This window comes from Butyrivibrio sp. VCD2006 (assembly GCF_000423925.1).
In the GTDB taxonomy this organism is placed as follows: domain Bacteria; phylum Bacillota; class Clostridia; order Lachnospirales; family Lachnospiraceae; genus Butyrivibrio.
This window is the reverse complement of the sequence record NZ_AUIX01000035.1, coordinates 15,858-40,679: the sequence shown is the minus strand read 5'-3', so window position 1 is coordinate 40,679 and position 24,822 is coordinate 15,858. Positions and strand designations below refer to the sequence as shown.

Below are 24,822 nucleotides of genomic sequence, written 5' to 3'. Positions count from 1 at the left end.
TGTAAGGAGAGTCTCAAGCATGGAAAGACAAAAGAAGATTATTAATCACAAAATTTTTAATGAACACTGGTTTATTGGATCCATATTGCTTATTATCTGGGGGTACCTTTTTACATACTTTATCTCAGTTATAGTGGCGGTAATTTTGGGAAATGTGATTCCGCTTCCGAAAGAAGAGATCATGTATATAGGGATGATACTTGGAGCATTATTGACTTTACTTGTTCATAAAAGGTGGTTTTATCCTGAGTATGAGGGTTCCCTAAAGACAAAAGATCTTAAAAGATGGCTAATTACAGGCTTAATTATCCTTGTTATCGCGCTGCTTCCTGATATTATTACTTCGCTTATTCTAAAAACTAATTTGGGAGCACCGACTCTTCACTCTGTACTAATGGCAGGTGTTGCAGGAACTGTTGAAGAGACCGTTTTCAGAGGACTTCCTGTGTCATATCTGATGAGGCAAAATAAAAAGAAGTCACATATAATATGGATAGCAATAGTGACTTCTTTGATATTTGGATCAGTTCATGGTTTCAATTTTTTTGCCGGTGCTACACTTCTGGCGGCGCTTTTACAGGTTATTTCAACCAGTGCGGCAGGGTTTTTGCTCTGTGCACTATTTATCAGGAGCGGAAGTTTACTTCCTTCAATGCTCATGCATGCAATAAATGATGTTTATGCTTTTATGAATTTGGATCTGGTTTCTGAAGCTGGAGTAATGGAAGGCACTTTAAAAACCTCTGATATAGTTCTCAATATGATTCTATCTGTTTTACAGATCATTATTGCGATATATCTTTTACATCCATCGGCATGGGATGAAATTATGGAAACCTGGAACCGGAAATGGGGTAAAGAGAATTAAATCGTGATAAATATAATGCGCCGAACGAAAGTTCGGCGCATTGCTTTTAATTCCAGATTTCAGTTGGCTTTTTATTATTTTTGCTTCCCCATAGATAAACTATTATACAACTTACTATTATAAGTGCTATAGCTAGTATTGTAGCTTCAACACCAAATCCTACGTCATATGCAAAACTATCCATGGCTGTAGATGCATCTAGTTTAAAGATTGAAACTGGCGATACGTTACCACTGTTTGGAAGTCCAAATATAATGTTCTGGGTGAAATTCCAGGCTGCGTGTGCTGCCATCGGCATCCATATTGAATCGCAATAATAAACCATAAGTGTATAGAGAAGTCCGGCAAAAAAGATACTAGGAAGAGCAAGTGGAGACAATCCCGGATTAGCTGCATGCACCAGTGAAAACAGCAGAGCATTTCCTACAACCGCTATAGCAGGATTTTTATATCCCCTTCTTAGTCTCTGATACAGAAAGCCCCTGCAAAGTAATTCTTCTGCGCTGGACTGAATAAATATAACTATAAAAAGTGGTATTACCTGCAATAGATTTAATGAATCAAAATAAATATGGATATCTTTATGCAGCAAAGCCACCATAATGCAAAATGCATTTTGAGCAAAACCAATTAAAAGACCTAAAAGCAGGTATTTCACTGTATTCCCTTTGCAAAAAGGTGTTAAAGCCTTAATTATTGGTCTGTTTTTTGGGGTAAAGTAGCAATAAAGTAAAGCTATAATCCAAACTCCCAGGAAGGTGAAATATTGTTGAAATATTGTTAGAAAATCGACATTGTTATCGTTGATAATCGGTTTCATTAATATATTAGAGATTACGAGAACTCCCGTCTGCCCGACAAGCATCATCACAAGTGTCACTATAAGCGGAATAAGAAAGAAATCATTCCATTTATACTGATCCGTGTGCAGGTTCTTAAAAAAGTTTTTCTGTTCGTTGTTGTTTTCTGCCATATTAAGGTCCTCTCTTCAAGTGAATCATTTCTACATATATAATTGTAGCACATAATACCGTTAAAAATTAAAAGGTTTTTCCGCCTAGATAAACGCGATTAAACTTTTAAGGTTACTGTTCAGAGGTTAGCTTGAGACTTGTCGATTATCTTTACCAGGAGAAGTATAATTGTAAGATACAGAGGCTTATAAAGACAGCCAAGTTCAGATTTCCTCAAGCTGACAGGCAGTCACTGTACTTTGATGGCAGAACACTTAATCATGAAGCTGTTACTGAGCTGATGACATGTCAGTACGTTCATTCCAAACATAGTATTGTACTTCAAGGCTATACTGGGTCAGGTAAGACATTTCTGGCATGTGCACTCGGAAAGGAAGCTTGCCGTCAACAGATAAAGACCAGATACATAAGACTTCCAGATCTATTGATGGAGTATGGTGATACTGTTCTTATTCCAGGACAAGAGAAACGTATTCTTAATAAGTATGCAAAAGTACCGCTCCTGATACTGGATGAGTGGCTTATGGCAGATATATCCAAAGAGGAACTCCACTTTCTCTTTGAGCTTATGGAAAGACGCTCAGATTCCTCATCCACCATCTTTTGTACGCAGTATTCTAAAAAAGACTGGATCAAAAAGCTGGGTGAAGGAGTCTATGCGGAGGCGATAGTAGACAGATTTGCTTATACAACAACCTGGGTAGAAACAGGAAAGACAAACATGCTCAGATACTGCAGTAAACGCGAATAATCTGCCAAGTGGGGCTGAATTGCGAACCGGTGGTTCGCAATAAAAAAACAATGGTGCTGAGCGATGCTCAGCACCGGTGCCCTTGGCACGAAATAATCACCGTTGTTGTAACATCATCAAGAAGGATTACAGTCATACCTTTGACGGATTCCTTTTCTGATGTCTTTATTGATTCATGATGAATGGATATTCGCCGGTCTCCACCGCTAGCGAGTTTTGGTATTTCTTTTGTTCTCTTAAGAAAATGAGTTCTGTCTATTCTGTTTAGATGTATCAAAGTTTCTAAGATTAAGAGATTTTAGCAAATAGCACCTATAGAACATCATTGAAAAATCATTGACATTAGATGTATTGAAACTGTGAAGATCCAAATCCTTAAGCTTTTCACATTCTTTAAACATTCCACGCATGGCCGGTTATCACGATCTGTATTGCAAGCGTGACTCCGCAATGATACTGCTCTTTCTTGATACCGGACTTCGTGTGTCTGAGCTTGTCAGCACCGACATGGATGATTTTGACCTCTCGGCAGGAAGCGTTGTTGTCACCAGGAAAGGCGGCGATACCCAGTCCGTTTACTTCTCAAATGAGTGTTCAGATTACCTTATGAATTATTTCAATGCTCAGAAGGCGAAATTCAATTTGAAGAAAACCAGGAATTTTCCCGCCTTCACTGCCCTCTCCGGCGAAAGGCTCGGTGTCCGCGCTGTTGAAAGACTCGTCAAAAAATACGTAAGAGCTGCCCTTCCGGACAGCTCCAATGTAGACAAAATCACGCCCCATAAGCTCAGATCCAGCTTCGCCATGAGCTTCTACGAGGCCACGGACCATGATATACTCAAATTACAGAAAAAGCTCAATCATACGAGCCTCAACACAACAAATATCTACGCAGAAGCCGCTAAGACTGACATGAAAGAAACCCGGAACGTGCTTGAAGGACTGAGGTAAGTAGTGAAATTAGTGTAGCTCTTTGTAGCAGCATAGACGCATTCTTACAAAAATAGCAGGTGATATTATATGAATAATATAGTGTTAAGAAGAATAATTATAGCTTTGACAATTCTATATGTTCTTTCACCTCTGGACCTGACTCCCGGCCCGCTGGATGATATCATCATTATTGTGCTTGGAGTGGCATTTAGTAGTGTGGTTGGGGATGAGGAAAATTGTGGGTGATGGAGATTTATAAGAGACACTATAGTCATTGATTTTTTACCTAATAGATATATCTTCATAAAACCTATCTTCAGTCTTTATCTATAATTATGTTTCTTAAATATCTTAAATTTAGTATAGAAAATGCTATGTGCAAAATAATGAGCATTACATATAGCTTATGGTAAAGCCTGGGCTACTGTTGATGTTTCAGATTGACAATTTTGTATAGTAAAGAAGCCCTTTCAAGAGTATTGATCCATTAATATTTTTTGTTGTTAACTCTCTATGTTCTTTACAAATTCTTTTTCATTGTCTATAAGTTTTATATACTGCTTAGTTGCTGCTCTCAAAACATCCTTCAACTCTTCACTGCTAGCAAATTCATGATTATAAATCCCCAAAGTCATATGCTGACCGCGACCTAATCGTGAAGGTTTAGAAAAATTGTAATTCCCCAGATTGTTTACAATATCTGAACGCAGAAGCTCTATTAAATCTTTTGCCGCATTATCACTTTGGTTCGCGAATTTCAAGCAAAGTCGGTATTCATATCCTGACTGCTCGGTATCTTGAACATACTGACATTCAAGCTGGAGATACAAAGCAACTTTAAGGTTTCCAACCTCTATATGATCATCATCAATTCCAAACCATAATCCATAAAATCCACCTGATCGATTAGCTACATAATCATATCCGCACCATAAGTCATCGTTGTGCAGCACAGACTGTGCTTCATCAAAAAATCCATAGATTTGTCTCCAATCCCATTTAGAACATGGTATATTTCTATATCCCTGGGTAATATCTTCGAAATTTTTCCAGTACTCATAATAGTTACAAAAAATATCATTAGATATTAAATCAGCATGTCGTTCTAATACTCTTAGCAAATCTCGCCTACCAAAAACTTTATATCCAGCCTGTTTAACAGCGGAATAATCACTTTGGAATCCCGTTTTGAAATATATACATACGACTTTGTCTACGCTTTTATCCTTGGATACATTTTCATAGTATCGAGTTAATTGATCATCGTGTTCTGATGCATGGACTTTATCTTCAATAATGATGCGTACATTTTTTTCATCACATTTTACGCTTAATAGTACATCAATATTGCCAATCTGCTTATCAATTCTCTCCAATACTATCTCATGACCATTTCCTATATCTCCCAAAAACTCAATAAGCATGTCCATAGCACAAGCTTTTAGACCATGATCTTCCTTATTGGTGTCTGGTAAAGCATAAGAAAAAAGCCAGCAAATAAATGCATCTTGTGATAACTCTTTTGTTGCGTAGTAAAAAAGATTATTAATCATTGTTTTCTCCTTAAAGATCATTTAGCAAGGCACTATCAATGCTATATCTACTATCTCCCTGAGGTATGAAGTCATAGTAAAATCAGAGTAAAAAATCATAATGATGCGCATACATCAAGAATTGTAAACAGAATACATTTTATTTACATCCGTGCGGATTTGTTCCCTCAAAGCTTCTGGTTTGAGAACTTCTACATATGGTCCATATTGTAGAGCCCAATATTCTAACGCTGAAAAATTACATAGAACTCTGATCACAAGACATTCCGGCGATTTTTTCACAATACTAAAGTCTGTTCCGAACCAATCAACCATTTCAGACATCATAGTCGGTGATATTTTTAACTCAGCATTTACGCTTGTACCACTGAACATATAAAGATGTTCTGCCATATGCTTGGGTAAATTTAAGCCTTTCTCAAATCCAGGAATCCGATTCAAAGGTTTTATCTTTTCTTCAAGTATTTTCACCTCTGTCATCTTATCTATACGGAAATGTGCAATATTGTCATATTTGTCATAGTTTGCAATAAGGTAGAATCTCCCATTATTTGCAACAATCTGGTATGGATTCACCTTATATGGCGCTTCCCTTTTAGGATGAAGTTTAAAATCTGTTCCGACTTCGTTATAAATGAATTCAATCTTTCTTTTTTCGACGATTGCATCATTTATTGCACCCACTGAGTACATCGCCTGCTTGTTCAATGTCCTACTCAATTCAGGGAGATTACAAACATGTGATACTTTGATGTTAAAATAATTACTCCCCATTCCGCGGATTTTTTCAATTAGATACCTTGCTTGTTTTTTGGAAATAGCTTTAGAAAACAGAATACTATCTATCAGAATACGCAGTTCTGAATCGTCAAAGTCTCTTGATAACAACCGGTAACCTTTATCTGTTGAAATATCATAGCCCATTTCCTTCAACGACAAAATATTATTCTTTACCGATCGTCGGTCACACTCCATTCCATAATTCCGATTAAGTTGTTTTATGATCTCTTGTTGGGTCAGGGAGTGATCCTCATCAGAATACTTCTTCAATATTTCAAGGATGAGCATATTTAACATTTTTTTATTACCCGTTGCATACATAAGACAATTCTCCTTTTTTAAGCACCTATTCTTATAATAGACTCCCATTCAGAATTTCTTCATAGAAGAAGTCTCTTTTATCGTTATCAATTTTATATACCAAATAATTCATGCTCATTCTACTATCTGAAATATCCATTCCACAGAAGCTATTTGATATACCATGGCCAAATTATATTATGTTTCAAGATTCCATTGCCCATATTTATGATTATTTAAGAGTAATTTTATATCCCTATATGTCAGAGTTTTCTTTTCCAATAGCTCTTTTGTAATAACGTCTAAAAGACCTCTATTCTCAACAATTATTTCCTTTGCTTGCTGATAATACCTAGCCATTTCCTGAGAGATTCTCCAATCCCTCTTTGCTTGCAGATATTCTGATGGCCTATTTATTTCAGTAGAATCAAACCCAAAAGCACATAAACCATCCACAAATTCTGAAACAAGATCACCTGCTTTATACAAATCGTTTTTACATCCCATATCAACTGTGCCAAAGACCATCTCAGTAGCAGCCTTTCCTCCCAGTTTTCTTATTACTTCATGCTCCTGTGCTTTTTTAGATATCTTATAGTCCTCCGGTCTGCGGATCACTGTCACTCCCTCACTATCACCAGAATAGTGACAAACTGACACCAGGCTAACCGATCCCGGATCTAATACCTCAGAAATAACAGCGTGCCCTGCTTCATGAACTGCAATGTGCCTTAAATACTTTGTATCGATCATATCCACCGCTTCGGGTGCATCAAATATCATTCTCATGCAAGCTTTTATAATATCCTTCTGTTCTACTTTGTCCCTCCTATCAAATCCGGCATAAATACCCGCCTCGTTTATTACAGCCTCTAACTCCGCACAGGAATGTCCTTCCATAAGTCTTGATATCTCTTCTAAATCGACATCTCCAATAATCTGCTTCTTACTAAGGAAATAGCTTATTATTTTCTTTGCATCTTCACCCTCTGGGCATTTCATCTCAATAACTTTGTCGAAGCGTCCTGCGCGAGTAAGAGAATCAGGCATGCAATATCTGTCATTTGCTGTTGCAAGAACAAAAACACCAGATCCTTTACATTCATCGATGCATGCTTGTACAGCTACATATTCTTCTGCATCTCTATGAAATTCATCTTCATTAGCGAATTTATCCATATCATCCAAGAAGACTATTGCTTGCGGTTCTTTTTTTGCTTTATCAAATGTATTACGGATTTCATTCACAAAATCCCCATCAGGTTTATCCTTCCTTACAGTAAATGATTTATATCCACTCTCCTCAATAAAACTCTTTGCTATCATAGTCTTTCCTATACCAGGATCTCCATATAAAAGAATTCCTCTTGGCAAGGTTACCCCCAATTTTTTGTATTTATCCATGTTTCTAAGAACATCACAAAACCTAATAAGTTCAACCTTAATATCTGTAAAACCAATAACATTATCAAATGCGCTCATACTTTATGTCCTTCCTTTGATCATCTAGGCCTCTATTGATCATACTTTATCATGTGGTATGTACATTTTTTTGCGCATGAAAAAGCTTTCTATTAAAACATAGAAAATTTAGACAAATAATCTGAATCAAAAAGTGTAGCAGGATACTTTATAGAGATTTTAGAGATTCAGATATGAGACCATGCTACTATTTACATATAGGTTTAATTTGCTATATCTCTTATAAGTGATTGTTAATTCTTTGCATATGTATCATTTCACTACAAGGTGTGTAATTTTTGCGGAATTAATTCTGAGGTGGCATGACCGTAAATATAGATGGCGCAAGGATTTCCATAAATTAAGATCAAAATCAGATAAACTATTTTGAAAACAAAAAACGACACCATAGCATATTGCTATGATGTCGTTATAATTTCCAATTTTAAATTACAACCATTCTGTACCCATTCCCTTTTCAGGCTTTTCAATTGTTATAAGCGGTTCGTATTTGATTTTCACTTCATAATTGGCTACTTCTAAAGTTATCTCCGTCCTATCTGTTCTATACTTTGTATAATGCATGCTGCCAAAATCCCCGGAATCTACAGCATCACCATATTTTTCTGAGAGAAGTGCGGCATAATCAGAATATGCATCATCCGGAAACTTTTGAAGATGCTTAACAAGATATGATCCCTTAATCAATTGGTAGTCTTCATCAAATTCATATGTAGCTGTACACTCATCACCATCGATGAGAACATCTTTCACCGATATGCTATCAGGGCCTTGTCCACAGATCTCAGCCTGCTCTTTGCTTAATATGTCAGCATACATATCACCCCAGGCAGCAATCCTGAAGTCAGTCTGTTTTTCTTTCTTTCCACATCCTACAACAAGTATCATTAGAATCATGGCTAAAAGCAGAACAATTCTTTTCATTACAATAAAAACCTTTCATAATATAAAAATTTGGAAATATTAGTATACACCAAATCTGCTAACTTATCCCCAAAGAAGATTAAACTTTATTATCTCTCCAAACTGGATAATTCCTTTTCTCTCCTACTCTGCTAACATATAATCATAAACAGGAGGAACTCAAAAATGAATACTAATGAAAACCTATAAGGTACCGTCACTGTGGCAGGATCCCGGTGGCGGTACTTTAGTTTATTGGTTAATCAGTGAGAGTGTTCCAAGAATTTCTAACAATTTGATCTCATTCTAAGATTTTGTGAAGTACTAAATTTCTATGAATTCTCATCTTTGCAAAGTAATAGTTTTCGAATTCACATAAAAAACATATAAACTTCACTTTTAATTACGATTTTTAATATAAGATAACATTCATAGAACAAAAAACACTAAAACCCCCTCAAAAAACACTTTCTTCATAAAAACTACAAAGCTCCGGATTCTACGCGACTAGAATCCGGAGCTTCCTCATTAATCTATATTTATGTTCCATCTGTTATGATTCATATACTTCCTTTGCAAGTCTGAATGCTGCTCAGGCTTTAGGACATCCTGAATAGAATGCGGCATGGTTTAACACTGCTGCGACTTGAAAATGTTGTTATGAAAAGCACATGTTTTTTAAATAACCTGGCAAACCAGTCTGCTTTTGAAGATTCTCTGTGTATTCACGAAATATACGACCAGGATAAATACCGTCATAACTGTACATCAGAGACATTGCGCCACCTGTTGCCATCATTTCGCTTATCATTACTCTGTCAGGCAGATCATGTCTCAGATTCGGCATGAATTCCTTATAATTGACGATCACATATGTACCACTTATGATTCCTGAAACAATCTGTGAAATTATAGTTGCAAGTGCAGCTCCTTCAACTCCCATGCCAATGATTTTTATCAGAAAAATATCAAGTGCTATGTTCATGAAACAGCAGAATACAAGGATATACAGCATTATTGTGTTTTTATCTTTTTCATAGGGTAAAATTTACAAAGCCTATTTAACCACTTCATATTTTAACCTTAGATATGAATCTTCAAGCTTTTCACAGCTAACAAGCCTAAGTACACCGAGTTTGCTTAATTCCTCTTTTATTGTAATTGAGTCTCCATCGATCAATGTAGAGGTATCTTTTCCTCCAATAAGGACCGGTGCAACAACAATATCCACGTAATCAAAGAGCTTGCTTCTAAGAAATATCCCGTTCATAGTACCGCCGCTTTGGATCGTAAGTCTCTCGCATCCATACTTTTCTTTTAAGTCCACAAGAGCCTGTTCAAGGGAAAAGTTTTCTTGAAAGATGATTTCCAGATTATCTGCTTTCACTTTAAAAGCAGGGTGATCTCGATTTGTTGTTATCAGTACGAACCTTTTTGATAGCTCACAAAAGTATTTGATTCCATGCTCAGTAAGATGAGAATTATCAACAAGCACAAAAGAGACCGGTGTTTTAACCGGCATAGGCTTCTCATTGACGCCCATTTTTTCCTGTACACGCCCGGTGTTAAATGACCACAGATCTGTTGTCTGCTCTATCTCATAATATTGATGAAGACCTTCTTTTAATCCTTCAATTTCAGGGAAATCCCTGTCTACATCCATGTTATCAGTTGATCCTGTGCTGATTTTTCCGTCTACTGACATGAGCATAAATAATGTTGTAATTGGTCTTTTCATATATCCATACCTCATTCTGATATTTGTATTATCAGTTTAATACGATGGTATGAATGTTACCCGACATTTCTTGCGCTGATTTGTCGGAGAATCAGAATATCATTTATCCTCCAACTTTATCGTCATATTGCGATAGTTATTCTTAACCGATCCGTTCCAGGAGGCCTTAATTCCATCAAGTCTCTCTCCCTTCACATAGAAGCGGATTCGTGAAAACAGCGGGATCCAGGCAGCATCATCCTGAATGATGGTCTGCTCTAAGTCTCTGTATTCCTTGATACGCTCATCCTTATCTTTGATGGCGCGGGCATCGGTAACCCGCTTCATGATATCCTCTTTTGGATAGCAGAGGCTCCTGTTGACAGTATTATCTTTGTTGCCAAAAAATGTGTAGATGAAATTATCCGGATCATTAAAATCAGCTGTCCACGTTGCCTCGTAGCAAGCAATCTCTCCGCTCTTCCTCATCTTCATCCATTCGGATTCATCGATAACCTCAACCTTTGCAGTAACTCCGATCTTCTCCCACATGGATGCCACCTCTTCCATCATAGACTTCTCCCATGATGAAACAGTAGATTTGACACTTATCGTCATCTCAAACCCATCTTCGTATCCGGCTTCAGAAAGAAGAGCAACGGCTCCATCCGGATCATAGGGGATTTCAGGCAGATTCTCATTATATCCGCTAAGACCATGCGGAAAAATACCCTGTTCAAGCTCTCCTCTGCCGTTCAGACTGCTATCCAAAAGGGCCTGTCTGTCCAGAGCCATCTGGAGAGCCTTGCGCACGGATACATCGTCTAAAGGCTCAATCGATTCATTAAGCGCAATATAGGTAATCCCTACAGGGTGCGCACGGAACAAACGGTCCTTATAAGAATCATCACTTAAATATTTATCTGCCACACTTCCAAGGCCATCCAGATCCAGAATATCCAGCCCGCCCTTTTCGAAAAGTGCCTCAATCTCACCGGCATCAGACATGAACCTCAGATCCACGCCTTCACACTTAGGTGCTCCGTTCCAGCATGACTTGTTGGCCTTAAGCAGCATACCCTCGTCATTCCATTTCCACAAAATAAAGGACCCTGTTCCTACAGTCCATTCCGGAGTCTTACCAAAACGATCCCCGGCTTCAATGGTTGTCTCCTCATCCATAATAGAAGCTCCGGGCATCGACAGGCACGGCAGAAAAGCTGCAAACGGTTGATCCAGGGTGATAGAAAAATCAAGATCTCCCAAAACCTCAAAGCCTTCCAGTTTATCTGTCTCTCCGGCCTCAATCTTACTTGCACCTGCAATTACATCAACAATATCCTGGTTACAGGAATCCGGATGAGTCAAAAGCCTTGTAAACGTATAAAGCACATCCGAAGCCGTGAGCGGTGATCCATTACTAAAGGTCACTCCCTCGCGAAGGTGGAAGGTATAGGTCATACCATCATCTGATATTTCCCATTCCTTAGCTAAAGAAGGCAGGACAACAGCGCTTCCGTGGGCATTGTTTTCCATTTCCACAAGACGGTCAAAAACATTCTGTGCAACCGTGTAGTGAATGGATGTGCATTGAAAATCCACTGTATCAGGTTCTTCCTCAACGGCAACCAGAAACTTTGATACATCGGGCTCTGAGCTTGCAGGTGCATCTGTTTTTCCGGAATCACCAGGCGCGGAATTGCATCCGGATAACAGAGATGCAATAAGAAAAATCGCTGTCAGTAGGTACACGGGGGTATTTGTTTTACGTCTCATCATTTCCCCACCTTTCTGCAAAAATCACTCATTCGCTGCTTTTGCCAGTATCGCTTCCAAATCATCCCTGATCTTACGATAGGACTTAAGGAAATCAGGCGTATCGCGTTTAATTGTTTCTATATCATTACTTTTACCCGCAAGTTCAAGCTTTTTTGCTCTTGCGGAAAAATCTTTTAACCCAACGGATAAGGATGTACTCTTTAATGAATGAACCTTGGTCGTGTACAGCTCAATATCCCCTTCTTCCACACACTTCTCGATTAACTCGGCATTTCTCTCTGTAACATTTGCAAAAAACTCCAGAGCCTCCATAAACAGAGGCCCGCTTCCGCAATATTCAACGGCTTCCTTAGGATCAAGCCACGAGAGCTCAAATGCCTCCTGTGGAATTCCCTCGTAAGGATCCTCTTCCTCCGCATCATTACCATCTGTCAGTTCAACCGCATTTTCCGGCAGATATTTGACCAGCACGGCGTCCATATCAGATATATTCACAGGCTTGGTCAGATAATCGGTAAAACCGGCTTCTATCATGCGCTCACGCTCTCCCTGAATAGCATTCGCAGTCAGCGAGATAATAGGCGTTGCAGCTGCCTTCTCAGGCTCTTTCTCCTTTAATGCCTTCAGCGTCTCCACGCCATTCATCTGCGGCATTCTGTAATCCAGGAATACAAGATCATAGGAATTTGCACTGAAAAGTTCTATACATTCCTGGCCGCTGCTCGCCACATCGACCTGCAGCTGAGTTGGCTTCAAAAGTCCCTTGATTACCTCCAGATTCATAACTGTATCATCCACCAGCAGAATATGGCTGTTTGGAGCGATAAATGAAAATCTATCCAACCGCGTGTGCTCCATGGCATTCATGGATTGTACATCAACCAAGCCGATTTCTGCAGGATTCGAAATCTCCTGCTCAAGATTGAAGGAAAATGTGGATCCCACATTGTAAGCACTTTTTACGTCAATATCAGTCCCCATCATCACAAGAAGCTTTTTGGTGATGGCAAGTCCAAGGCCTGTTCCTTCAATCGTATAGGTTCTTCGTGTATCCAGCCTGTCAAACTTCTCGAAAAGCTTGGGCATCTCCTCTTCTTTGATACCGATACCGGTATCGGAAACAGCTATATATATTGTCGCTTTCTTATCATCTTTGTTTTTAAGAGATGCAGTGAGGGTAACCGTGCCCTTCTCTGTATACTTGATAGCATTGGTAAGCAGATTGGTAACCACCTGCTTGATACGAAGCGCATCCCCGACAAGCTCTGTAGGAAGATGAGGATCGATTTCAAGCTTCAAACTCAGCCCCTTATCACTGGCTCTGATCTGTACCATGTTATACAGATCACCGAAAAGCTCCTTTACAGAATATGGTGCAGGAATGAGTTCCATCTTTCCGGACTCAATCTTCGAAAAATCAAGAATATCATTTATGATACCCAGTAGATTGTTTCCCGCTACACGGATATTGTTGCAGTATCCGAGAATATTATCATCCGTGGTTTCTCTACTGATAATCTCATTCATTCCAAGAACAGTCGTAATCGGAGTCCTGATCTCATGGCTCATATTGGAAAGGAATGACGATTTAGCCTTATTAGCCAGCTCCGACTCGGCAAGGGCATGGATCTCATTCTGAAGATTGTTTACCAGATTGGTAAAGGTCTTCGTCAAAATTCCTACCTCATCATCCTTATCATAGCTGAGCTTAATATTGTAATCTCCTCTGTTTACCTGCTCAGTAGCTTTTGTCAGCTCATTGAGTGGCTTAGTAAGACGCAATGCATACCGGCTAATAATTACACTGAGAACAAGCAGCAGAAGAACTGAAGTAACCAGGATATTACCTACCATCTTCTTCCATGTTTCGTTGACCTCCGAAGTTGGTACCGATACATGAAGCCGCATACCGTTGTCTAAAGGGAGCCATACTCCCATCTTTTCCTGTCCATCTGCGATATAACGATAATGGCTGTTTTCGGTCATCACTTCAGGTGGAACATCAGGTCTGCTCATATCCGTCAGTATTGTTGCATCGATATAAGGATGATATATAAGGTTACCATCGTTATCCGTAATAAAAGCGTAACCATTATCATACAGGGTAATATGTTTAACCTCTGTAGACATTAGTGAGTAGTCAATCTCAGCACCGATTACCCCGATAAACTCATCGTTCCAATAAATCGGAACATTATAGGAAATCACGCGAACGTCAATACTCTCAGTAATATATGGAGAAATCCATACAGGATTCCCGGTGGCCTTCGGGATGGTAAGCCACTGCAATTCACTGGTATCATTGGTGTCATAGAGCGTAATGTCCGTCACTTCATTTTCTCTGAACCCCTCGCCGTCAAGGTTGGTGTACCAGAATCCTTTTATTTTCTTTGAAACCGCAGGATCAATTCTGTAGTAATACGTTAAAACAGCGTTTGATCGATACATAATCTTGTCAAACGCGCTGCGCATGCGCTCCACATGCTCAGCAAGCTCCTCAGAGCCGGTTTTTTTCAGGTCATCTTCCGTAACCTTGGAAAGCTTCGTCACCGACTCTTCCGCACTGTCAAAATAGGTATTAAGATTCTTTTGTCCGGTCTCGCATAGCAAATACAGCATTTCATCCGCACTGTTGTTTCCAAGTCTGTCGATGGAAACAACGGCGATTACCGTAACTATACTGACTGCAATGACAATGGCACACATCGTCAAGAGCATGATTTTCGTTCGTATTGACCTCATGCAGCTTTAATCCTTCCTGAAATAAAGGAAACGGAATTTCAAAATAATGCCTTCTTAAAAAAGTACGCAAAATACCGCAAACATACTCAACTAGCTTAATTGTATAGTTGTACATATATAGCGTCAATTTTCGGCATATTAACTTTTTATAAACATTTCAACAAATTATATGACCTAAAAATGTACTATCATAAGCTTTTCGTAATGCAAAAACATCCCGGGGATGCTGATCCTCGGGATGCCTTTCTTGCACTGATTTATTAAATTGATATCCACCATCGCTCACGAGTGATTTCTGCGCCAAAAGCTTTACAGTATGTTCCTGCAGCTTCAAAACTATTTTTTACATATTTATTGGTTCCATCATCTTTCCTCCGATTTATCAGTATCGTTTTCCTTCATCCTAACCAGCAAATACATGCAATACAAAAGAAGCACTACAAACTGAATTGTTCCTACCATTATGTTCAGTTTCATATCACCTTCATTTGTGATAAAACCGCAAAAATCATGAAGTGCATGTAACAAAATACATGGCCGGATACTTTTAGTCCTGAGGATCACAAATGCCATAACAATTCCATAAGTAAATGCAAACGCTATCTGCAAAAGTGTTTCAGCAAGACCTGCACCACCCATAACGTTCAACAGATGACTCAGCCCAAAAAGAGCTGATGAAATAAGAATCGCAGCCTTCTCCTTTTCTTTCCACATATTGCAAATGATACCCCTGAAATAGAGCTCTTCTGTCAGGCCTATACCGAGTGTAAATATCAGATTCGGAATAAAAAATCTACCGTTATCGAATTTGATACCACCTGTAAAAGCAGCCAGTGCAACAATTATTAGCGGAGCGTAATACAGAAACTTTACAGCCATGCCTCTCACAGGCTTCCGGAACCCCAACTCCTTAAGGCTGTGGTCCTTTATAAGAAAAAATGCGATAGCTACTAATGCACCGCTCCATATAATAGCTGCCTGTATCGTAATAGCCTTAAGTCCCTCCAGCTGTCCCATTACTACAGCAGCCCCCTGTGCAAAGTAGAACAGAAGAACCGTGATCGTCGCTAAAACTGTATTTCTTACTAAATGTTTTGACATAATCCCCTCCTGAAATATCTGGTTTATCCCTATAAATAAGCCTATCACACAATAAAACAGGTCGTTTCCATTCACGGATAATGACCTGTTTTTCACTGATATTAAATTACTAAATCGGCTGCTGAATTCGAGTCAACCGGCCCTTAAAAAATATGTTATCAGGCTCCAAGAGTCTTTCTAACGTAGTCTCTTGCGCCTTCTTCATCAAGCTCAATGGCTTCATGAACGTTGCCATCTGTATCGATGATGATTCCGCTTACAAGATCCTCGTTGAAGTAGTAGCCATATTTTCCAATGCTGCCATCTATCTCTGCGTATTCCTCACCATCAGCTGTCGTAGCATACTCTGTTGTATAAATGCCGTAATCAAGAGTATCATCTTGCTCATATATATAAACGATTTCGCCATCCTCATTTCTGAACATTGCTACATCGATCTCATTAAAATCATCATCTGTGGTCTTAAGACCGCCCATAAAGATCAAAGATTCCTGAACTGCATTGATCTCTTCTTCAAGATTCATCATCTCTTCTTCACTGTACTCAGCCTGCTCCTCATCACTGCTGTCGTCCCATGAAGCTTCAACCACCAGGTTAGAAGATACTTCCCTTGTCATTCCGCATGCTGTAAGAGATCCGATCATCATAACTGCAACTACGCCTGTAACAATACCTTTAATAACATTTGCTTTCATTTTTTTATCCCCCTTGGACTTGTTTAATTATTCCCGCTCATTGCGGCTTGTTTGTTTTTGTTTCTTTCGATGATGCAATCTTATCAAGTCATTTATCACAGTTTTATCACACGATATAAGAGATATTATTTAAGGCATTTTAGTGCACGTATGAATTTCAGAAATATCTGTATAATATAAGAAGTCGCTGTGTTATAGTAATATCTGGCATGTAAAAACATTTTGACATGCCCAAAATGGCTAATGTAAAAGCCTTTTGATGGCATCAAATTCAATATCTCGATATTCTGAGGTGGAAAGAGAGACAGACACATATGGAACTTGGAAACAGACTTAAGGAATTACGGAAAAGTCTTAATATCAATCAGGACGAATTGGCGGAGAAGCTTTTCGTGACAAGACAGACCATATCGAACTGGGAAAATGATAAAAGCTATCCGGATATTCAAAGCGTTCTTCTAATAAGTGACATATTCGACGTCTCGATAGACCAACTATTAAAAGGAGATGTTAAAAAGATGGAAAAAATCGTATCTGAACAAAGTGAAGCAGACATCAAAAAGATGAACACCTACGCAAAAGGAATGCTGCTCACAATGATAGCAGTCCTGATTTCCACGCCGATTCTGGCCTTTAAGATTGGATTTTGGTTTTTCATACCATTTGGTATGTTATTCGCAATCCTAATGTTCTTTTCTTATAAGATAGAGAGCATTAAAAAAGAGTACAATGTCCAGACTTATAAGGAAATCATTGCCTTTACCAAAGGCGAAGAGCTCAGCTCTACAGATAAAATAAAAGAAGAAGCAAAGAGACCTTACCAGAAAATCCTGTTCGCAATTGCTTCAGGCCTTATAGCAGCTGCAATATGCGGTGGTATCGACATTCTCTTAATATGCTTTTTCAAATAAATAACACTAGATATAAAAAGCATAATAACGTTGGAGGATGAAAAAAATGGAAAACACAAAAAATTACGGATTTCTTACTATTGAAATGATAGGTATCTTACTCATAGGTGCTGCAGGTGCACTTTTTAAAGGATATTTCCTTGGACTGTTCCAGGGTATTGGCTTCTGCTTCCTTATCTATGGTATTTGCAAGGGTATTAAGGATAGAATGGATGCATATAAGGCAACCAAAAGCGAGTAACTGCTGTTCAAAAAAGGACTTCTGGGCATATAGCCCGAAGTCCTTTTCTTTTACATATTAAATACTTCTCCCCTTGCCCTGAAAGGTAACCTGCACCCGCCTGGCAGAATAAATGCGTGTTCTCTTTTTAAATCAAGGTGCTTGTCAATCTCTCCATCAGTAATGATCAGTATCGGGCCATCCTTTGGAAAATCCTTTGCCTCCTGTAACATATCAACTGCAGGCTGAAGCCTTGTTCCGCCTCTTCCGATTACCTTTACTCTGCCCGCGATTTCATCCGGCGTCATGTATCCTGCATCATAAGCATTTGCATCACAGAAGATCACTCTTGCCGCAAAAACATCTCTTGAAGCAGCATAGCTGGCCACAGCGCCAAGGGCTTTTCCTATCTCTGAGGTTGTCATGGAGCCCGATGTATCGATTATTACTCCGAAGGTCCTTGATGTGTCGCCTGATTCCGTAACAACATATCTTGCTCTTGGAATATCGGGTGTGCAGCTCTGTCTTCTGCTGGGATGAGCGTAACTTCTGTGTTTTTCAAGAGGTCTTATATGTGCATTGAACCACTCGGAAAGCCTGACATCCCAGGGTATCGGAGGCATAGCCAAAGCTCTAATCTCTTCAACGAGACCTGCGGGAATAAAGCCTCTTCCCCTCATTGATATCTCATATTCAAACCCCTGCGTTAGCGCATTTCTGTAGAATTCATCAAGGGATACTCCTCTTTCTCCTGTTCCAAATGTTCCCGGAGTTCTTCTTCCCATGATATCTCCCTGACCGTTACCTCTGAATGTATTCAGTCTCATATAGGTTCTAATATCCTGGTAGATGATATCGTATATTTCTTCCGCGGACTTATTTCGAAGTGCCGGATCATAGAGTACGCCTTCCGGCATGACGCCTATCTGCATCTCAAAGAGCCAGCCGTTGATCACATAATCAGTGGCGATATTCCATAGATACGGATCTCTTCCCGCCGCTCTTCTGTGATGGAGAAGCGCTGCATGAAGAAACTCATGTGCCATAACAAATCGCCATTCATTGTCAGATAGATTTTTAGAGGTATTCATGAAAATAACCCCTTCAAAAGCATCCACAGCCGCTATGCTTATGTCGTACTTTCTGCAGGCCTCTATGTCATCTACGATCTTGAAAGATGAAGCAATTGCGCCAAGAAGCGGGAATGTGTTGATAAACCATCCCGCAATCTCTCTTCCGCGAGAGCACTCTATTTCCCTGTCAGCAGCTTTATATACCGCATTTGATACGGAATTTGCCAGATGATAAGCAAAACTGCTTGCATATTCATTTTTTTCCTGCTCACCCCATCTGTTTATCTTGTATTCTAGGGGCTTTTCCAGACCGACCATGTCCATACTATCGATTGAGCCCACTCCATAGATATGGTTGTCCTCATTCCAGTTTTCCCGCATCAGATAGTCATATATCTTAAGCTCATCCTCCATGATGCTAAAGGGGATGCTCCCTACCGGTGACTGGTTAAGTGGTTCTCCAAGCCTGATATCATTAAGGAACCTGTCCACGTATATATCACATGCGATATTCCAAAGCTTTTTGTTAAAAGCGGCTTTTTTCGTTTTTTCTCCTGATGAATCTGTCTCTGTATAGCCCGGAACCTTATCAAGATCATAGTGTCCAAAGCAGTTGTGCAGAATGCAGTGGGCTATTGCGTAGGCCCACTGCTTGGGTGCAAGCGCCATATCCTTATTTACCAGGATTGTCCCATCCGCTTTTGAGCATGCTGCCGTTTTCTTTCCAAGCTCTTTTCTTCCTACAATCTGAAGATTCCATGATATAAGATGTCTGAAAACATCATGGTTATCAATAATACTGATCCCATTTTTGAGCTGGACCAGATTTGGATCTTCTTTTTCCTTATGCTGTTTTCCCATCCTTCTTTTTCTCCTGTGCTACGAGCCTGGGGAGATCCCTTACTATCTCGATCATGAACCACTCAGGAAGGATATTTCCGTCATCTGCTGATACCACCATCTGAGCAAGCTCGTAGTTAATCTGCGCAAGTTCCTTCAAAAGTGCCTTTGCTCTGTGGGCAAAAAACTGTGTTTTCTTGTCAATCTCAGACTTCTGAGAAGGAAGATCATGAAGGATTCTTGCCCTGAATGACTGTGCGAGGAAGTAGAGAACATCTCTGTCCTCAGCCTTGTCCGGCCATCTCGCCTCTCCCTTGATGATATCTTCAAGGAGATATTTGTTATCAAGCTGCTTAACGAACGCAGCAAACATTCCTGCATGACTCGCTGAAATGCTTCCATACGCAAGCATTCTTATAGTGTCGATAGGGATCTCTTTTTCCCCGGCTCCGAATTCCTTAAGTGCATCGCTCAGCATGTGCCATGATCTGGGTGTTGAAAAAGGCTCCTCTGTCTTGGGCGGCTCAGAGAAAAGGTGATCCGGTCTCTGGCTGATGTAATCTGTTACCCAGCTGTGGATTCCGTTTCCATACGCCCATGAAAGCCAACTCTTTACGTCAGGCTTAAGCTGAACATGAAACATTCTGTTTATAAGTGCACTGGACATTGTCTTAACAATAGCTGCGTCCTGAGTTCTGTTGCCCGCCCCGATGACAATGCTGCCCTCGGGAAGGTGGTATTCCCCGATTCTTCTCTCATAGATGAGGCTGTAGAATGCCTTTTGTACCTCCTGTGAGCAGGCGTTTAGCTCATCAAGGAAAAGCACATAGGGCTCTTTTCTTGCGATCATTTTGGGAGGGAGAAATTCTGATGTCTCTCCCCTTATCTGCGGGATACCAATGATATCCTCAGGAGCCAGCTGACTTCCAAGGAGTGATACGCACTCAAGTCCAACCTCCATTGCAAACTCTTCTACAAGAGCTGATTTTCCGATACCGGGTGCTCCCCAGATGAAAACCGGGCGCGCCGGCGCTATGTTAAGAAGAATATCCAGTAATTCTTCCTGATTTACTGTTATTGGTAAATTCATAAATCTTCGTTCTCCTCTTTTTCCAATGCTCTGTATATTCCGCCCACGGCAACCCTGCACTCAACAGGTCCCATCCCGGAGCTTATCTGTAGTATCATTATCCGATTACCTCTTTCTTATGCGTTACCACCTTTGTAGTTATAAACAGGCTTAAGGATCTTTGTGATCTCTACGGTATCCTCAACAGCTTTTTTAATGTAATCAATGTCTCTGTAGGCAAAAGGTGCTTCATCAAGTGTGTCCTTGCTGATGCAGCTTGAGTAGATGCCCTTCATAGATGCCTTGAATTCGGATACTGTATGTGAATTCAAAGCCTGTTCCCTTGAAGTCAGTCTCCCTGCACCGTGCGGTGCAGAGCAGTTCCACTCTTCATTTCCCTTTCCTTTACCAAGAATCACGCCATCCCTCATGTTGATTGGGATGATTACATCCTCATCTTTTTTGGCAGAGATAGCACCTTTTCTAAGTACTGCGTAGTCGTCTGTATCATCGATACAGTTGTGGATGCAGCTTTTCTGCTCTTTTATCTTCCACTTCATGCCTTTGCAGATTTCCTTAATCATGATCTGACGGTTCAAGGCTGCGTATTCCTGAACAAGCTCAATATCGTGCAGATAATCCGCTAAAAGCTCATCTGTGAGGAAAGTCATTTCATAAGGGACTTCTATTCCCTGCTTTTTAAGGGATTTGTGGCCCTTTTCCATGTAGTATTCAGCCACTTCCTTCCCAAGATGGCGGCTTCCGCTGTGGATGATAAGATAACCCTCTCCATCTGCATCCGTATCTATCTCAATGAAGTGATTTCCTCCACCTAGTGTTCCCAGGCTAAGCATTGCCTTGTCCTGCCTTATGTGCTTTGCACACCGTAGCCAGCCGGGATCAAATTCCGATGCATCCCTATGCACTGTGCTTCTGCTCGTAAATCCAACCGGAACGTTGTCCCTGATTATGGTATCAAGCTTCTGAAAATCTTTTCTTACTTTTCCTATAGCAGCCATGCTCATTCCGCATCCGATATCTATTCCGATAAGTGCCGGAAGCACGGTATCTTTTACGGTCATGGATAGACCTATGGGGCCAACTTTTCCCGGATGGACATCAGGCATAACGCAAATTTTACTTCCTGATGCAGCTTCAAGGTCAGTTATCATCTGAATCTGCGCAATCGCATACTGATCAACATTCCCGTCAGCCACATCTCCCATGCACATGATCCTTGCGTCTGCGTATTTTCCTGTTATTTGTATCAAAATAAAACCTCCATATCGGTGTCTTTGAAAAATGGGTACAAAAAAGACACCTCTCATCTTCAGAGGCTTACTTAATAACTGTCCTGTCTAAAAATGGGTAAACTGATAGAACTATCAGCCAAAAAGACGGCGGACAATCATGCCTCTGTCATTTCTAGTTTCAGTTGTAAATGTAGTCGTCATGTGTTTCATGATCGTCCTCCTTTCTGCTCGGTACGAGCACTTTGAATTTCTATGTTACTGACGTAAGTATATCACATCAGGTGGACAAATAAAGTCCCGTTATAAAATTTATTTATTCTTTTTCGAGAGAGTTATTTTATAGCCGAGATCATCCAGCCCACAAAATTCGCAATTGGAATACGCCGGCTTTTGCCAAGGCTTTCTCCTACCTATAATTTACTCTTTTCTAATTATTTGGCACTCCTAATTAATTGGCGAGACCAGACAATGCCGAGAATAACCTCTCAGCACTGCCCTTAAGGATTTCCTTGTATTCCTCAACGAGATCCCATGTATCTCTCCTGCCATATAGGCAGATTTTCTCTAAAAAGTTTCCAGTCTTTCTCATTAATTTCCATTTGTTTGATCCTTGCAAGAAACATCAATAAAGTCAGGAATATAGCCTTTTATATCCAAGAATCCTATTATTCCCACCAAAACACACTATTATTCTAATGTTTTGCTGAAATGATTACAAGAAAGCACCTGTATCAAAAAGAACAGGACAACGAATTCAATTTATGAATCCATGCCTGCTCTTTAAAATATACATATTATTCCTGTGTACTGCCCGCGCTGTCTAATGTATCACCTTTCATGAAATTCGTAACATGGGCGATCATTGGATAATCATCAATGGTCTTATCAGATGTTCCATCATTTAAAGCATTCAATATCTCATAATCAAGGTCACTCGATGTATCGGTATAGAGTAAATCTGTGCAATCAGGTTCATCCCATGGAACAAGGAAGAAATTTACATTGAAATCCCAATTTGTATAATATTCCTTCCAGAACGAAGCTGTAGTTAAAAGCTGTGCTTTTATTGCTTCATCAGAAAAATCACCATATTCATTAAAGCCATCTGAACCTTCATATTCCGCATCCGCAATCTTGCTAAATTCAGTACCATCATATTTGTAAACCACAAGCATTGCGCTGCATCCGTCATAATAATAGAATCCACCACCATACTGTGAAGTGCATATCTCATCTCCGGAGGATGTATGTTTTATAAAAACTCTTCCTTCAAACATTTCAGCCCCTGAAGATTCAAGGAGACCCGTTCCCATAGAAACAATATCAGAACCATTAACTTTAAATGCCTCGAAGCTGGTTTCCCATATGATACTATCACGGTCACGAAAGTCTTTTATTGTTCCCTTTGTTCTAGTTAGCACAATAAGCTCGCTGTCATCCCCGTCGCCGTCCAGATCAGCGAATGCCCAGCCAAGAATACCTTCCTGTCCTTCGAAACCTTCGATGTCATAGCCGGATATAGAATCATCCATATTGTAGATATTATCTTCAAAATAGAACTTAGCAGTAAGATCCGGATCAGTGATTTCACCATGCTCTGGTATCAATATATCATTTACATAGGCTAAAAGCTGATCTTTTTCTGTCATTTCCACTGTTTCAGTTTCAGGTTTTGCTTCATCCTCTGAAGATATGTTATCTGTTTCAGATTCTGATTTAGGATCCAGTTCCTGTTCCTCAGAAGTAGTTTTGTCTGAAGTTTCAGTCAGTTCCTCTTCCACGGATGCCTCAGTTGTAACGTCTGTCTCTGTTGCTTCTGTCTTCTGAGCATTTGAGCATGAACATCCAAACATTACAGTAAAAGCTACCATTATTGCTAATATTTTTTTATTCATTTTGTCCTCCACTACATTTATTATTCTGAAATGACATCATAGAATGATCCAAAACTGATGACCGTTCCTTCAAGGCCTTCAGCATATGTTCCGATGTCAACAATTCTGATATCATTTCCTTTGTCATTATCAAGCTTTTCCTTAAGTTTTTTTACTTCTGACTCATACATGCATCTATCGTCTACAGTATAGCAGTACTCACCATCAATAGCGGGATCAAAACTTACCCAGCTGCCATCCTCTCCTGATAATCCTGCCCTAGGTTCACCAGTTATTCCTTTTCTCATAAGGAGACATCCATTACGGACAGCATAATAACTCTCATCATCAAATCTGAGGTAAGATATCTTGCTATATATATACCCCTTTTCTATATCAAAGCTTAGACGTGTAGCCATATCCGCCTGATACACCCGTGTAGCCAGTCCATCCTTATATATGGCTATCCCAACTTCCTCAAGGATGTCCTCATTATTTCGTCCGATAAGCGCAACATCACCATCCGGTCCAAGTTCAACAATCGCAAACTGCTTATAATTCTCTCCCATGGAGTCCAAAAACTCACCGCTCTCATACATCTTTATAAATGCATCAGCGTAACTCTCTTGCACAAAATCACCAAGATATTCCTGAATCTGGTAAAAATCATGTCCTTGTATCAGAGATAACGCCCTTTCAGATGGAAACAGTTTATCTATCGAAGGATAATAATCATTTGAGGTCACTCTTTCTCCATCCAGTTCACACTCTGCATCTTCTGCAAGTGTCCAGATTTCTTCATCTTTCACGTAACTTTCATGCAAAAGCTCCCACTTTCCTTCAGGACTGATCTCATAGATAGCTTCTTTTCTTATTCTTTCTGAATCCGTATCTTCACGCCAAACAGCCTTTACGAGATTTTCTTTTTCGAGAAAATAAAAGCCCAATGATTTTGAGGTAATCTCAGATATTTCTCCATTTTTGTATGTCAAAAAGCTTGATTC

General features: G+C 39.8%; 24 protein-coding genes. 6 read left to right on the top strand and 18 right to left on the bottom strand.

Annotated elements, in window-relative coordinates; all coding sequences use genetic code 11:
• Positions 1-19 precede the first annotated feature (19 nt).
• Entirely contained in the window at positions 20-868 is an 849-nt protein-coding gene (locus G586_RS0112330; RefSeq protein WP_026528002.1) for a CPBP family intramembrane glutamic endopeptidase, read from the top strand.
• Positions 869-914: 46 nt separating this feature from the next.
• On the opposite strand, the gene G586_RS26605 is transcribed toward G586_RS0112330, so the two are convergent.
• Complete coding sequence (locus G586_RS26605; RefSeq protein WP_026528001.1) at positions 915-1,841, bottom strand: CPBP family intramembrane glutamic endopeptidase; 927 nt, start codon at positions 1,839-1,841, stop codon at positions 915-917.
• A gap of 131 nt (positions 1,842-1,972) precedes the next feature.
• Between G586_RS26605 and G586_RS22920 the strand changes: the two genes are divergently transcribed.
• Positions 1,973-2,593, top strand: coding sequence for an ATP-binding protein (locus G586_RS22920; protein ID WP_051204771.1), 621 nt, complete (start codon positions 1,973-1,975; stop codon positions 2,591-2,593).
• A 236-nt stretch (positions 2,594-2,829) separates the two neighbouring features.
• Here the strand turns inward: G586_RS22920 and G586_RS27645 are convergent, their stop codons facing one another.
• Entirely contained in the window at positions 2,830-2,994 is a 165-nt protein-coding gene (locus G586_RS27645; RefSeq protein WP_242832014.1) for a BspA family leucine-rich repeat surface protein, read from the bottom strand.
• 7 nt (positions 2,995-3,001) lie between these two features.
• On the opposite strand from G586_RS27645, the gene G586_RS22915 reads away from it, so the two are divergent.
• Together G586_RS22915 and G586_RS26600 are read left to right on the top strand one after the other, a co-directional pair.
• Positions 3,002-3,544 carry a tyrosine-type recombinase/integrase gene (locus tag G586_RS22915; RefSeq protein ID WP_081674349.1) on the top strand — a complete coding sequence of 181 codons (543 nt, stop codon included), beginning with the start codon at positions 3,002-3,004 and terminating at the stop codon, positions 3,542-3,544.
• Between the two features lie 69 nt (positions 3,545-3,613).
• Positions 3,614-3,772 carry a hypothetical protein gene (locus G586_RS26600; protein WP_196811598.1) on the top strand — a complete coding sequence of 53 codons (159 nt, stop codon included), beginning with the start codon at positions 3,614-3,616 and terminating at the stop codon, positions 3,770-3,772.
• 257 nt (positions 3,773-4,029) lie between these two features.
• On the opposite strand, the gene G586_RS0112300 is transcribed toward G586_RS26600, so the two are convergent.
• The 10 genes from G586_RS0112300 to G586_RS0112250 all read right to left on the bottom strand — a co-directional run bounded on the left by G586_RS0112300 (position 4,030) and on the right by G586_RS0112250 (position 16,578).
• The gene (locus G586_RS0112300) at positions 4,030-5,079 is read right to left on the bottom strand and encodes an endonuclease NucS domain-containing protein (protein WP_026528000.1); all 1,050 of its coding nucleotides are present in this window, start codon (positions 5,077-5,079) and stop codon (positions 4,030-4,032) included.
• Between the two features lie 114 nt (positions 5,080-5,193).
• Positions 5,194-6,180, bottom strand: a complete 987-nt coding sequence (locus tag G586_RS0112295; RefSeq protein ID WP_026527999.1) for a helix-turn-helix transcriptional regulator — start codon at positions 6,178-6,180, stop codon at positions 5,194-5,196.
• A gap of 177 nt (positions 6,181-6,357) precedes the next feature.
• The gene (locus tag G586_RS0112290; RefSeq protein WP_026527998.1) at positions 6,358-7,641 is read right to left on the bottom strand and encodes an AAA family ATPase; all 1,284 of its coding nucleotides are present in this window, start codon (positions 7,639-7,641) and stop codon (positions 6,358-6,360) included.
• Between the two features lie 429 nt (positions 7,642-8,070).
• Positions 8,071-8,565, bottom strand: a complete 495-nt coding sequence (locus G586_RS0112285; protein ID WP_026527997.1) for a hypothetical protein — start codon at positions 8,563-8,565, stop codon at positions 8,071-8,073.
• A 637-nt stretch (positions 8,566-9,202) separates the two neighbouring features.
• The gene (locus tag G586_RS0112280; protein ID WP_242832012.1) at positions 9,203-9,529 is read right to left on the bottom strand and encodes a hypothetical protein; all 327 of its coding nucleotides are present in this window, start codon (positions 9,527-9,529) and stop codon (positions 9,203-9,205) included.
• Positions 9,530-9,601: 72 nt separating this feature from the next.
• The gene (locus tag G586_RS0112275) at positions 9,602-10,282 is read right to left on the bottom strand and encodes a dihydrofolate reductase family protein (RefSeq protein WP_026527995.1); all 681 of its coding nucleotides are present in this window, start codon (positions 10,280-10,282) and stop codon (positions 9,602-9,604) included.
• A gap of 99 nt (positions 10,283-10,381) precedes the next feature.
• Complete coding sequence (locus G586_RS0112270; RefSeq protein WP_026527994.1) at positions 10,382-12,037, bottom strand: ABC transporter substrate-binding protein; 1,656 nt, start codon at positions 12,035-12,037, stop codon at positions 10,382-10,384.
• A 24-nt stretch (positions 12,038-12,061) separates the two neighbouring features.
• The gene (locus G586_RS25025) at positions 12,062-14,782 is read right to left on the bottom strand and encodes a hybrid sensor histidine kinase/response regulator (protein ID WP_081674346.1); all 2,721 of its coding nucleotides are present in this window, start codon (positions 14,780-14,782) and stop codon (positions 12,062-12,064) included.
• A gap of 363 nt (positions 14,783-15,145) precedes the next feature.
• Positions 15,146-15,883 carry a CPBP family intramembrane glutamic endopeptidase gene (locus tag G586_RS0112255; protein WP_026527993.1) on the bottom strand — a complete coding sequence of 246 codons (738 nt, stop codon included), beginning with the start codon at positions 15,881-15,883 and terminating at the stop codon, positions 15,146-15,148.
• A 158-nt stretch (positions 15,884-16,041) separates the two neighbouring features.
• Positions 16,042-16,578 carry a hypothetical protein gene (locus G586_RS0112250; RefSeq protein WP_026527992.1) on the bottom strand — a complete coding sequence of 179 codons (537 nt, stop codon included), beginning with the start codon at positions 16,576-16,578 and terminating at the stop codon, positions 16,042-16,044.
• 314 nt (positions 16,579-16,892) lie between these two features.
• On the opposite strand from G586_RS0112250, the gene G586_RS0112245 reads away from it, so the two are divergent.
• Both G586_RS0112245 and G586_RS0112240 read left to right on the top strand, forming a co-directional pair.
• Positions 16,893-17,489 (top strand): helix-turn-helix domain-containing protein, encoded by a 597-nt coding sequence (locus G586_RS0112245; protein WP_026527991.1) that lies wholly within the window; start codon positions 16,893-16,895, stop codon positions 17,487-17,489.
• A gap of 46 nt (positions 17,490-17,535) precedes the next feature.
• Positions 17,536-17,730, top strand: coding sequence for a hypothetical protein (locus tag G586_RS0112240; RefSeq protein ID WP_026527990.1), 195 nt, complete (start codon positions 17,536-17,538; stop codon positions 17,728-17,730).
• A 50-nt stretch (positions 17,731-17,780) separates the two neighbouring features.
• Here G586_RS0112240 and G586_RS0112235 read toward each other — a convergent pair whose 3' ends face one another.
• From G586_RS0112235 to G586_RS0112205, 6 genes are all read right to left on the bottom strand, one after another.
• Positions 17,781-19,643 (bottom strand): vWA domain-containing protein, encoded by a 1,863-nt coding sequence (locus G586_RS0112235; protein ID WP_026527989.1) that lies wholly within the window; start codon positions 19,641-19,643, stop codon positions 17,781-17,783.
• Positions 19,627-20,712, bottom strand: coding sequence for an AAA family ATPase (locus G586_RS0112230; RefSeq protein ID WP_026527988.1), 1,086 nt, complete (start codon positions 20,710-20,712; stop codon positions 19,627-19,629). The genes G586_RS0112235 and G586_RS0112230 overlap by 17 nt, the downstream gene beginning before the upstream one ends.
• Positions 20,713-20,828: 116 nt before the next feature.
• The gene (locus G586_RS0112220) at positions 20,829-21,923 is read right to left on the bottom strand and encodes an RNA-splicing ligase RtcB (RefSeq protein WP_035773221.1); all 1,095 of its coding nucleotides are present in this window, start codon (positions 21,921-21,923) and stop codon (positions 20,829-20,831) included.
• Positions 21,924-22,392: 469 nt separating this feature from the next.
• Positions 22,393-22,533, bottom strand: coding sequence for a hypothetical protein (locus G586_RS26140; RefSeq protein ID WP_155834133.1), 141 nt, complete (start codon positions 22,531-22,533; stop codon positions 22,393-22,395).
• 205 nt (positions 22,534-22,738) lie between these two features.
• On the bottom strand, positions 22,739-23,839 hold the full coding sequence (locus tag G586_RS0112210; protein WP_026527986.1) for a hypothetical protein: 1,101 nt from the start codon (positions 23,837-23,839) through the stop codon (positions 22,739-22,741).
• 20 nt (positions 23,840-23,859) lie between these two features.
• Complete coding sequence (locus G586_RS0112205) at positions 23,860-24,810, bottom strand: hypothetical protein (RefSeq protein WP_155834131.1); 951 nt, start codon at positions 24,808-24,810, stop codon at positions 23,860-23,862.
• Between the last annotated feature and the right edge of the window lie 12 nt (positions 24,811-24,822).

What these genes read in the sequence shown, in the direction of transcription:
- G586_RS26140 (WP_155834133.1), bottom strand. Translation starts at nt 22,533, where the DNA reads ATGAGAAAGACTGGAAACTTTTTAGAGAAAATCTGCCTATATGGCAGG.
- G586_RS0112285 (WP_026527997.1), bottom strand. Translation starts at nt 8,565, where the DNA reads ATGAAAAGAATTGTTCTGCTTTTAGCCATGATTCTAATGATACTTGTT.
- G586_RS25025 (WP_081674346.1), bottom strand. Translation starts at nt 14,782, where the DNA reads ATGAGGTCAATACGAACGAAAATCATGCTCTTGACGATGTGTGCCATT.
- G586_RS26605 (WP_026528001.1), bottom strand. Translation starts at nt 1,841, where the DNA reads ATGGCAGAAAACAACAACGAACAGAAAAACTTTTTTAAGAACCTGCAC.
- G586_RS22915 (WP_081674349.1), top strand. Translation starts at nt 3,002, where the DNA reads ATGGCCGGTTATCACGATCTGTATTGCAAGCGTGACTCCGCAATGATA.
- G586_RS27645 (WP_242832014.1), bottom strand. Translation starts at nt 2,994, where the DNA reads ATGTTTAAAGAATGTGAAAAGCTTAAGGATTTGGATCTTCACAGTTTC.
- G586_RS0112240 (WP_026527990.1), top strand. Translation starts at nt 17,536, where the DNA reads ATGGAAAACACAAAAAATTACGGATTTCTTACTATTGAAATGATAGGT.
- G586_RS0112210 (WP_026527986.1), bottom strand. Translation starts at nt 23,839, where the DNA reads ATGAATAAAAAAATATTAGCAATAATGGTAGCTTTTACTGTAATGTTT.
- G586_RS0112220 (WP_035773221.1), bottom strand. Translation starts at nt 21,923, where the DNA reads ATGTGCATGGGAGATGTGGCTGACGGGAATGTTGATCAGTATGCGATT.
- G586_RS26600 (WP_196811598.1), top strand. Translation starts at nt 3,614, where the DNA reads ATGAATAATATAGTGTTAAGAAGAATAATTATAGCTTTGACAATTCTA.
- G586_RS0112245 (WP_026527991.1), top strand. Translation starts at nt 16,893, where the DNA reads ATGGAACTTGGAAACAGACTTAAGGAATTACGGAAAAGTCTTAATATC.
- G586_RS0112235 (WP_026527989.1), bottom strand. Translation starts at nt 19,643, where the DNA reads ATGGGAAAACAGCATAAGGAAAAAGAAGATCCAAATCTGGTCCAGCTC.
- G586_RS0112255 (WP_026527993.1), bottom strand. Translation starts at nt 15,883, where the DNA reads ATGTCAAAACATTTAGTAAGAAATACAGTTTTAGCGACGATCACGGTT.
- G586_RS0112275 (WP_026527995.1), bottom strand. Translation starts at nt 10,282, where the DNA reads ATGAAAAGACCAATTACAACATTATTTATGCTCATGTCAGTAGACGGA.
- G586_RS0112250 (WP_026527992.1), bottom strand. Translation starts at nt 16,578, where the DNA reads ATGAAAGCAAATGTTATTAAAGGTATTGTTACAGGCGTAGTTGCAGTT.
- G586_RS0112330 (WP_026528002.1), top strand. Translation starts at nt 20, where the DNA reads ATGGAAAGACAAAAGAAGATTATTAATCACAAAATTTTTAATGAACAC.
- G586_RS0112290 (WP_026527998.1), bottom strand. Translation starts at nt 7,641, where the DNA reads ATGAGCGCATTTGATAATGTTATTGGTTTTACAGATATTAAGGTTGAA.
- G586_RS0112280 (WP_242832012.1), bottom strand. Translation starts at nt 9,529, where the DNA reads ATGAACATAGCACTTGATATTTTTCTGATAAAAATCATTGGCATGGGA.
- G586_RS0112295 (WP_026527999.1), bottom strand. Translation starts at nt 6,180, where the DNA reads ATGTATGCAACGGGTAATAAAAAAATGTTAAATATGCTCATCCTTGAA.
- G586_RS0112230 (WP_026527988.1), bottom strand. Translation starts at nt 20,712, where the DNA reads ATGAATTTACCAATAACAGTAAATCAGGAAGAATTACTGGATATTCTT.
- G586_RS0112270 (WP_026527994.1), bottom strand. Translation starts at nt 12,037, where the DNA reads ATGAGACGTAAAACAAATACCCCCGTGTACCTACTGACAGCGATTTTT.
- G586_RS0112300 (WP_026528000.1), bottom strand. Translation starts at nt 5,079, where the DNA reads ATGATTAATAATCTTTTTTACTACGCAACAAAAGAGTTATCACAAGAT.